This is a genomic window from Streptomyces sp. NPDC060209, assembly GCF_042728155.1.
GTDB lineage: Bacteria > Actinomycetota > Actinomycetes > Streptomycetales > Streptomycetaceae > Streptomyces.
The window spans coordinates 1-8,683 of the sequence record NZ_JBHWZS010000346.1; the positions used below are offsets into that span (position 1 = coordinate 1).

Consider the following 8,683-nt stretch of genomic DNA (forward strand, 5'->3'; position numbering starts at 1 on the left):
CCGCTGGACGTGCGTCCAGCGGGCCGACGCCCTCTCGTCGAAGGCCGTCCCGTCCGGGGCCGGCGCCGTCGCGCGTCAGTCCGCGACCGCGTCGAGCGCGGCGATGCGTGCCTGGGCCCGGGGACTGTCGGCGCGTCCCATGGCGGTCCACTGCTGGGCCAGTACGCCCGGACCGTAGTTCTTCGACCCGCCGATGCCCTCGGCCAGCGTCTGGGCGCGGGCGCCCTCCTCGATCAGGAGGATCGTGCGGGCGAGGTCCAGCAGGCCGCCGCGGCCCCAGATGGTGGCTCCGCCGTTGGCCTCCAGGATTCCCGGTACCTCGGGGTCCTCGTCCAGCACCCTCACGATGAAGGCGTCCTCGGCCTCGCGGCGGTCCAGGTAGACCGGCAGCTCGTCGGCGAGCGTGTCGCGCTGGACCGGAACGTAGCGGATCGGCAGCGGACGGTGGGTCTGGCCCCAGGCCGCGAGGTTCGGCGTGTGGACGTGCGAGATCGCGTTGAGCCACGGGTGGGCCGCGAAGACCGCCGCGTAACGGAGTCCGTCGCCCCACGGACGCAGCGCGTCCGGGCCGTCGAGGATGGATGTCAGCACCACCTCCGGCGAGGTGCCCGGGCGCAGGGGGTCCGGGTGCTTCACCGCGGCGACCAGCTGGCCTCCCGGTGCCCGCACCACGAAGCTCAGTGTCGCACTGGCCGTGGTCGTCCCGGTCTCGCGGAGCACCTGGAACGCCGTGGTGGCGTCGTCGAGCAGGGTGGCCGTGAAGGCGTCGACGTCGAGGCCGGCGCTCATCGGGCGGCCACCAGGGCGTGTGCGGCCCGGAGCGGCTCGTGGGCCACCCACGCATCCAGGCGGAAGTCGGTGGTGACAAAGGAATGGGACACGAGGAACTCCTTCTGTTGGTCGAGCAGGGTCAGCCGGTCGTCGGACAGATCGGGGTGGAGGCGGCGGTGGAAGTCGCCGCGGTGGGCCGCCGCGACCGCTTCCGGGGTGCCGCCGGTCTCGCTGCGCAGCATCCGCAGCAGCTCCTCCCGGTGATGCGCGGCCCAGTCGGCGGCCCGCAGCGTCTCGGCCAGGAACCGCACGACGAGCTCGGGGTGTTCGGCGAGCGTCTGCTCGTGGACGGTGATCGGCCGGGGCGTTCCGTTGTTGACCCGGCTGCCCGGGTCGTCCTGGTCATCGAGGTCGACGCCGATCACCGCGCCCGTCTCGGCGGCATGGGCGAGCGCGGCGGCTCCTTTGGCGTAGACGGCGTCGACCTCGCCGCGCCGGAGTGCTTCGATGCCGGTCCAGGGATGGGGCAGGGCGCCGTTGACGGTCCATCCGGGGTGCGCGTCCCGGGCGTCGGGGACCTCGCGGAACTCGACGGCGTCGAGCCCGAGTCCGGCGAGGGCGAGCGCTCCCCTGAAGCCCTGCAGGGCCATGGCGCGCATGATCCCCGCGCCGGGGTCCGGACCGTGGACCGGCAGAGCCGCGCGAAGTCCGGCGAGGGACCGGGGGCTGTCGATGCCCGATCCGGGACGTACGAGAATCACCTGCCGCTCCTCGATCCAGGTCAGACCGATGAGCCGGGTCGGGGCACCCGCGGCCCGGGCGGCGAGGGCCGGGATGCTGCCTCCTTCACGGAAGAGGCCGGGCAGTTCGTGGTCGAGGTGGTGACGGGCCAGTTCCGGCGCACCGTCCTGGAGGAGGGCGACAGTGATGCCGTCGGACGCGAACGCAGCGTCGAGCAGCCCCAGTCGGTGGGCGAGGCCACTCGCGGTGGGGACGGGGCACCGGGTGAGCCGGATGGTGTCGACGGTCCGCGCCGCCGGTGCCGGTGGCCGGTGGCCGGTCATCGGGGGCCGGATCCCTGGGCCGCCACTGCGGCGGGGCGGCTCTCGGGCCCCCGGGCCGGCGGGAAGAGGGCGAGCAGTTCCTCGTAACCGTCCGGCTGGAACGGCGGGATCTCGAACTCGTGGTCGGTGTCGAGGAGCGGCAGTACGTCCCGTCCGAAGCGCAGCGCCTCGGAGGCGAGCGGCCATCCCGAGAGGATGAAGGACTCGGCGCCGTGCGCGGCGTACTCCTGGATCCGCTCGGCGACCTGGGCCGGTGTGCCGACCAGCCATGTTCCGGCCCCGGGCCCGAAGAAGTCGAATCCGAACGTACTCGGCCCGAGCCAGATGTTGGGGTGGACGACGAGGTCCTCGACCTCGGGCAGCCGACCGGCGCGCAGCGCGGCGACGCAGCGCAGCACCCGCGGGTCGTCGGTCTCGACCTCCTTGTCCAGCCAGCCGGGGCCCAGCTTGTACGAGGCGAGTTCCACGGCCTTCTCGTGGGAGGTCTGCTCCAGGAGCCACCGGGCGTGGGCCCATGCCTCCTCCTCCGTGTCGCGGACCACGACCTGGAGCCGGGTGCCGTACCTGAGCGTGCGTCCGTGCGTGGCGGCGACCGCGGCGACCTGCTGGAACTTCGTACCGAGCCGGTCCGGCAGGTCGGCGAAGCTGAGGTAGAAGTCCACCGTCTTCGCGGCGTGTTCGACTCCCGCCTCGGAGGCTCCGGCGCCCCACAGCGGGATGCGGGACTGGACGGCCTCCGGGAAGAACGTGAGCGGAATGTCGAAGGTGCGGGCGGCCAGCCGGATGTGCTTGCCCTCGTATGCCTCCCCGCTGCTGGACCAGCGGCGGGAGAAGGCCTCCCAGTACTCGGAGCTGTAGGAGTAGCGCTCGTCGTGCGGGAGGAACATGCCGTATTCGGGCAGCCAGGAGTCGTGCCCGTTCACGACGTTGAAGAGCAGGCGCCCCTCGCTGAAGTTGTCGATGACCAGCGCGATGTCGACGAGCTTCGCCGGGGAGACCAGGCCCGGGTAGAGGGCCACCAGGAAGCGCATCCGCCGGGTGAGCGGTGTGAGGGCCGAGGCGAGGGCGAGCGGCTCGTGCGGGCCGGTCGGCAGGAGGGCGCCGTAGAGCCCCACCCGGTCGATCACCTCCGCGGCGGCCCGCAGCCGAGGCAGGTCGTTGCGCCAGACGCCGTGTTCCTCCCACGGCACCGGGCCGTCGGCCGACTGGAGGTACCAGAGGATCTTCACCGTCATGGCTGCTGCTCCTTCGCGTGCTCGGTGTGGTGGGTGTGCGCGGTGATGTCCGCCCGCCCGGTGCGCCGCGTGCCGCTGTCCGTGCTCGGCATGCCGCTGTCCCCGGTGTGCCACGAGCGGCGTACGAGCGCTGCGGCGCGCTCGGCGACGAACGCCGTGGGGGCCATGGTGTGACCGCGGTTGAGGACGGGGATCGCGGAGGCGTCGACGACGCGCAGGCCGGTGACACCGCGGACGCGCAGCTCGGCGTCGAGCACGGCGTCCGGGTCGTGGTCAGGTCCGAAGCGGGCCGTTCCGGCCGGGTGGAACATGCCTCCCGCCGTACGCCGGACGTGGGCGTCCAGTTCCTCGTCGCCGGCGGCGTCGGCAGGCGCTGGCTCGACGGCTTCCCCCGCGTAGGTGGACAGGGCCGGTGCGGCCAGGAGACGGCGGGCGAGGCGTACCCCGGCGCGGAGGACGGCGAGGTCCTCGTCCCCGGGGTCACTCAGATAGCCGGGGTCGATGAGGGGTGGCGCCAGCGGGTCGGCGCTCACGAGGCGCACCGTCCCCCTGCTGCGGGGCTGGAGCGCGACGACGCCGTATGTCACCCCGGGCCCCTCCCCCTGCGGGGCGTTCCGGCCCGGTGCGAACACGATCTCGATGTCGGCCCCCGTTCCGGGGCGGCTTCGGGCGAACACGACCGCGCCCGCGGTGTCGGCCGAGGGCTCCGCCCGCTGCGGCGGCCCGGTGACCGGGGCGGCCGGGGCGCGCACCGCGCCGCCGACACAGATGTGGTCGTGGAGGTTGCGTCCCACGCCCGGCAGGTCGGCGACGACGGCGATCCCGAGCCGCTCCAGGTCCCGTGCGGGGCCGATGCCCGAGAGCAGCAGGAGCTGCGGAGACCGTACGGCGCCTGCGGCGAGGAGCACCTCGCGGCGCGCGGTCACGGTGACGGGCGGGCCGCCGTCGTGCCGGTAGGTGACGCCCGTGGCACGGCTGTCCTCGACGAGGATCCGGGTGACGTGGGCTCCGGTGACGATTCGCAGGTTCGCGCGGGTCCGCGCGGGGCCGAGGAACGCGTCCGCGAAGGTGACGCGATGCCCGTCCCGCACCGTGAGGCGCAGGGTGTCGACGCCCTCGGGGCTGTCTGCGCCGCTCTCTGCACGGGGCAGACCCAGCCCGTGTGCGGCACTGAACAGGGCTTCGGTCAGCGGGTGTTCGCCTCCGGAGCGGACAGGAAGCGGGCCCTCGCCGGCCCCCCTGCCGTCGTCCTCCAACCGGCGGAGGGATGCTCGGGCACTCTCCCAGGACCAGCCCTCGCCGTAGGCACTCCAGGCGTCGTAGTCCGCGGGGCCGCCGGGGACCCACAGCGCCGCGTTGATGGCGGACGATCCGCCGAGCGCGCGGCCCGAGGGCCAGTGGACGACCCGTTCACCGAGTCCGGGCTGCGGCACGGTGTCGTAGGACCAGTCGGCGTCCGAGCCCCACAGCTCGGCGCCGCGTAACGGGTCCCGGGTCTGCGGGGTGTCGGGGAGTTCCGGTCCGGCTTCGAGCAACAGAACGGTGGTGTCGGGGAGTTCGGAGAGCCGGGCGGCTACGACCGAGCCGGCGACTCCCGCACCCACAACCAGGAAGTCGTACGTAGGTGGTGGGGCGTCAGGCATGGCGGGAGACCCTGGGGGTCGCTGCCGCGGCCTCTGCGTGTGTCATGCCGTCAGGCTCGGGCAGCCGCGAAGAGCTTGTCAAATAGTGAAGGCACATTTCACATAGCGGCAACCTTTGCCATGATGGGATCGATGACGGCAGCACCCCCCTCCCGTCCCCGTCCACCCGGGCGGCTCAAGGAACAGGACCCCCCGTATGGCACGACAGGACGCTCCGGACCCCGCACCCAGCCGGCCGGCGGGTGCCCAGACGGTGGAGCGGGCCTTCGAGGTCCTCCAATGCCTCAGGACCGCCCCGGGACCCGTGGGCGTGTCCGACATCGCCCGGAGTCTCGGCCTGAACGTGAGCAGCGTCTACCGGATGGCCAGGGCCCTGGAGAAGGCCGGGTTCCTCGAACAGGACCTGGCGACCCGGCGCTACCGGCTGGGCAGCGCCATCGCGGGACTCAACCGCGTCCTGCACCACCAGCGCCGCTTCGACCTGGCACGGCCCGAACTGCAGCGGCTCGCCCGGGAGACGTCCGGCTCGGCCGCCCTCGCCCTGCGCGACCGGAACGAGGTGCTGGTCGTCAGCGACCTCCCCGCCGCCGAGGCGCCCGACGACTGGTCGACCCGGGTCGCCAACTCGGTGCCGCTGCACGCGTCGGCGTTCGGCAAAGCCCTCCTGGCGTGGCCGGGCGCCACGGAGGCGGAGCTGGAATCGCTCACCCCGCTCGAACAGTTCACGGAGCGCACGATCAACTCGACGGAGCGGCTGCGCGACGAGCTGGAGGCCACGAGAGAGCGCGGTTACGCCGTCTCCAACAGGGAGCTCTATCCGCTGCAGTTGACGGTGGCGGTGCCGATCCTCAACCAGGACGGCGGCAGCTACCTCGCTCTCGGCGTGGGCACCACATGGAGCCGGGCCACTGCCGCTCGACTGAGGACCGTGGCCCGGCAGGTCCAGGACGGCGCACGCCGGCTGCGCCCCCTCCTCGTCCCCGACTCCCCCGGCGGGTGGTGAGTGGAGCCCGAGCCACCGTGCGGCCAAGTCCCGGGCAGGTGCGATCACTTCAGTCCCGTGAACAGATCCCGAAGGGAGTTGACGCATCACCTCGGCTTCCCACACTCTTGAGTTGATACATCAACTCATAGGGATGGGGAGCAGTCATGCCCAAAATTGCCGTGATCGTCGGAAGCGTCCGCCCGGGCCGGGTCACCCGCGAGGTGGCCGAGTGGGTGCACACCGTCGCTTCCAAGCGTCCGGAGGCCGACTACGAGCTGGTCGACATCTCGGACTTCGACCTGCCGGCCTACGACGAGGCGCTGCCGCCGCAGTACGGGCAGTACGAGGGTGCGCACACCAAGCGCTGGGCAGCGAAGATCGCCGAGTTCGACGGCTTCGTCTTCGTCACCCCCGAGTACAACCACAGCGCCCCCGCGGCCCTGAAGAACGCGCTCGACTACATCTACGGCGAGTGGAACAACAAGGCCGCGGGCTTCGTCAGCATCGGCGCCGCGGGTGGTGTGCGTGCGGTGGAGCACCTGCGGCAGATCGCCTCCGAGCTCCAGATCGCGACCGTGCAGGCGCAGCTTCCGCTGCCCGTCTCGGTCGACTTCCCGAGCTACCCCGCCTTCGCCCCGTCGGAGACCCGCGAGGAGGAGCTCGGCCGGGTGCTCGACCAGCTGGAGAACTGGGCCGGCGCACTGAAGGCCCTCCGCGGCTGACGGTCCGGCACGCGCCGCACCGCCTCCGCATCGTCGTCCCCACCCGCGCCCGTCGCGGGTGGGGACTTCTCGGCGTGCTCCGGCGTGGGAATCCGGTGTGCCTCCGCCGCGGGAAATCACCGTCCGCGCGGAGCCGTAGGGGGTTCGGGAGCATTCTCAGGGGACGCATGCGCACGTTCCCCGTGAAATATGGGAACCATGAAATCATTGGTACTCGCCGGTGGTTCCGGCACCCGTCTGCGCCCCATCACCCATACCTCGGCGAAACAGCTGGTTCCGGTGGGCAACAAGCCCGTTCTCTTCTACGGGCTCGAAGCCATTGCGGCCACCGGTATCACCGAGGTGGGAATCGTCGTGGGCGACACGGCGGACGAAATAGAGAAAGCCGTCGGAGACGGTTCGCAATTCGGCATCCAGGTCACCTACATCCGGCAGGAGTCCCCGCTGGGTCTCGCGCACGCGGTCCTCATCGCCCGCGACTTCCTCGGCGACGAGGATTTCCTGATGTATCTGGGCGACAACTTCATCGTCGGCGGCATCGCCGACGTCGTCGACGAGTTCCGCGAGGACAGGCCCGACGCGCAGGTACTGCTCACCCGGGTTCCCGACCCCTCGCGGTTCGGCGTCGCCGAGCTGGACGCCGCCGGGCAGGTACTGAAGCTCGAGGAGAAGCCGCGGCAGCCCAAGAGCGACCTGGCACTCGTCGGCGTCTATCTGTTCACCCCCGCGATCCATCGGGCGGTGCGGGCCGTCAAGGCGTCGTGGCGCGGTGAGCTGGAGATCACCGATGCCATCCAGTGGCTCATCGACGAGCGGCTGCGGGTGCGGTCGACGACGATCACCGGTTACTGGAAGGACACCGGGAACGTCGACGACATGCTCGAGGCGAACCGCACCGTACTGGAGACCCTGGTCCCCGGCATCAAGGGCGAGACCGACGACGCGACCCAGATCATCGGCCGGGTACGGATCGAGGCCGGCGCCGTGGTCCGCGGATCCCGGATCGTCGGCCCGGCCGTCGTGGGCGCGGGCACGGTGGTCATCGACTCCTACCTCGGGCCGTTCACCTCGGTCTCCGAGAACTGCCACATCGAGGACAGCGAGATCGAGTACTCGATCATCCTGGCCGACTCGTCGATCCGGGGCGTCCACCGCGTCGAGGCGTCCCTCGTCGGCCGTTCGGTCGAGGTGACCCCGGCTCCCCGGGTCCGCGCCGCCCACCGGCTGGTGCTCGGCGACTACAGCAAGGTGCAGATCTCCTCATGACGACCAAGGTCCTGGTGACGGGCGGTGCCGGATTCATCGGCTCCCACCACGTACGTACCCTCCTGGGTCCCGAAGGGCCGGGCGGGGTCGAGGTCACGGTGCTCGACGCCCTCACCTACGCGGGCAACACCGCCAATCTGGCGGCGGTCCGGGATCATCCGGGCTTCCGCTTCGTCCACGGCGACATCCGGGACGGCTCCCTCGTGGACCGGCTGGTCGCGGAGCACGACCAGGTGGTGCACTTCGCCGCCGAGTCCCACGTCGACCGCTCCATCGACAGCGCTGCCGAGTTCGTCTCCACGAACGTCCTCGGGACGCAGACGCTCCTGGACGCCGCGCTGCGCGGGGGTCTGGAGACATTCGTCCACATCTCCACCGACGAGGTGTACGGCTCGGCCACCGAGGGCTCCTGGCCCGAGACCGATCCGCTCCGGCCGAACTCGCCCTACGCGGCGTCCAAGGCGGCTGCCGAGATGCTGGCCCTCGCCTGCCACCGTACGCACGGCCTGGATGTGCGGGTCACGCGCTGCTCCAACAACTACGGTCCGTTCCACTACCCCGAGAAGCTCATTCCGCTGTTCATCACCAATCTCCTCGACGGCCTGCCGGTACCGCTGTACGGGGACGGGCTCCACATCAGGGACTGGCTGCACGTCGACGACCACGTCCAGGGCATCGAACTGGTCCGCACCAAGGGGAATCCGGGCTCGGTCTACAACATCGGCGGCGGCACGGAGCTCACCAACAAGGACCTGACCGGGCGCCTGCTGGCGGCCTGCGGGGCCGGGTGGGACAGCGTCGAGCACGTCGAGGACCGCAAGGGCCACGACCGGCGGTACTCCGTGGACTGCACCCGGATCCGCGAGGAGCTGGGGTACGTGCCGCGCGCCGGCTTCGACGCCGCGCTGGCGGAGACCGTCGCCTGGTTCCGGGCGAACCGTGCCTGGTGGGAACCGCTGAAGAAGCGGTCGGCACCGTGACCGCGCACCGCGCGCAG

Annotated in this window: 8 protein-coding genes; 4 read left to right on the top strand and 4 right to left on the bottom strand. The window is 71.5% G+C overall.

The annotated features are described in order from the left end of the window. Positions 1 to 75: 75 nt before the first annotated feature. Genes ACFWFI_RS37575 through ACFWFI_RS37590 form a run of 4 tightly spaced genes read right to left on the bottom strand, consistent with a single transcriptional unit; the run spans position 76 to position 4,713 of the window. Positions 76 to 789 carry a class II aldolase/adducin family protein gene (locus ACFWFI_RS37575; RefSeq protein ID WP_387399441.1) on the bottom strand — a complete coding sequence of 238 codons (714 nt, stop codon included), beginning with the start codon at positions 787 to 789 and terminating at the stop codon, positions 76 to 78. Next, positions 786 to 1,835, bottom strand: coding sequence for an ABC transporter substrate-binding protein (locus tag ACFWFI_RS37580; RefSeq protein ID WP_387399443.1), 1,050 nt, complete (start codon positions 1,833 to 1,835; stop codon positions 786 to 788). The genes ACFWFI_RS37575 and ACFWFI_RS37580 overlap by 4 nt, the downstream gene beginning before the upstream one ends. Continuing rightward, positions 1,832 to 3,070, bottom strand: coding sequence for an LLM class flavin-dependent oxidoreductase (locus tag ACFWFI_RS37585; RefSeq protein WP_387399445.1), 1,239 nt, complete (start codon positions 3,068 to 3,070; stop codon positions 1,832 to 1,834). Before ACFWFI_RS37585 ends, ACFWFI_RS37580 begins: the two co-directional genes overlap by 4 nt. Beyond that, positions 3,067 to 4,713: a GMC family oxidoreductase gene (locus ACFWFI_RS37590; RefSeq protein WP_387399448.1), complete on the bottom strand. Its 1,647-nt coding sequence runs from the start codon at positions 4,711 to 4,713 to the stop codon at positions 3,067 to 3,069. The genes ACFWFI_RS37585 and ACFWFI_RS37590 overlap by 4 nt, the downstream gene beginning before the upstream one ends. Before the next feature lie 196 nt (positions 4,714 to 4,909). Here ACFWFI_RS37590 and ACFWFI_RS37595 point away from each other — a divergent pair, with 196 nt between their 5' ends. The 4 genes from ACFWFI_RS37595 (at position 4,910) to rfbB (ending at position 8,666) form a co-directional block, all read left to right on the top strand. Beyond that, positions 4,910 to 5,716 (top strand): IclR family transcriptional regulator, encoded by an 807-nt coding sequence (locus ACFWFI_RS37595; RefSeq protein ID WP_387399450.1) that lies wholly within the window; start codon positions 4,910 to 4,912, stop codon positions 5,714 to 5,716. Positions 5,717 to 5,862: 146 nt separating this feature from the next. Next, a complete protein-coding gene (locus ACFWFI_RS37600; RefSeq protein WP_387399452.1) occupies positions 5,863 to 6,420 on the top strand; it encodes an NADPH-dependent FMN reductase in 558 nt (185 codons plus the stop codon). Between the two features lie 198 nt (positions 6,421 to 6,618). Continuing rightward, positions 6,619 to 7,686, top strand: a complete 1,068-nt coding sequence (locus ACFWFI_RS37605) for a glucose-1-phosphate thymidylyltransferase (protein WP_387399454.1) — start codon at positions 6,619 to 6,621, stop codon at positions 7,684 to 7,686. Beyond that, positions 7,683 to 8,666, top strand: a complete 984-nt coding sequence (gene rfbB / locus ACFWFI_RS37610; protein WP_387399456.1) for a dTDP-glucose 4,6-dehydratase — start codon at positions 7,683 to 7,685, stop codon at positions 8,664 to 8,666. The genes ACFWFI_RS37605 and rfbB overlap by 4 nt, the downstream gene beginning before the upstream one ends. The last annotated feature ends 17 nt before the right edge of the window (positions 8,667 to 8,683 follow it).

What these genes read in the sequence shown, in the direction of transcription:
- ACFWFI_RS37575 (WP_387399441.1), bottom strand. Translation starts at nt 789, where the DNA reads ATGAGCGCCGGCCTCGACGTCGACGCCTTCACGGCCACCCTGCTCGAC.
- ACFWFI_RS37580 (WP_387399443.1), bottom strand. Translation starts at nt 1,835, where the DNA reads ATGACCGGCCACCGGCCACCGGCACCGGCGGCGCGGACCGTCGACACC.
- ACFWFI_RS37585 (WP_387399445.1), bottom strand. Translation starts at nt 3,070, where the DNA reads ATGACGGTGAAGATCCTCTGGTACCTCCAGTCGGCCGACGGCCCGGTG.
- ACFWFI_RS37590 (WP_387399448.1), bottom strand. Translation starts at nt 4,713, where the DNA reads ATGCCTGACGCCCCACCACCTACGTACGACTTCCTGGTTGTGGGTGCG.
- ACFWFI_RS37595 (WP_387399450.1), top strand. Translation starts at nt 4,910, where the DNA reads ATGGCACGACAGGACGCTCCGGACCCCGCACCCAGCCGGCCGGCGGGT.
- ACFWFI_RS37600 (WP_387399452.1), top strand. Translation starts at nt 5,863, where the DNA reads ATGCCCAAAATTGCCGTGATCGTCGGAAGCGTCCGCCCGGGCCGGGTC.
- ACFWFI_RS37605 (WP_387399454.1), top strand. Translation starts at nt 6,619, where the DNA reads ATGAAATCATTGGTACTCGCCGGTGGTTCCGGCACCCGTCTGCGCCCC.
- rfbB (WP_387399456.1), top strand. Translation starts at nt 7,683, where the DNA reads ATGACGACCAAGGTCCTGGTGACGGGCGGTGCCGGATTCATCGGCTCC.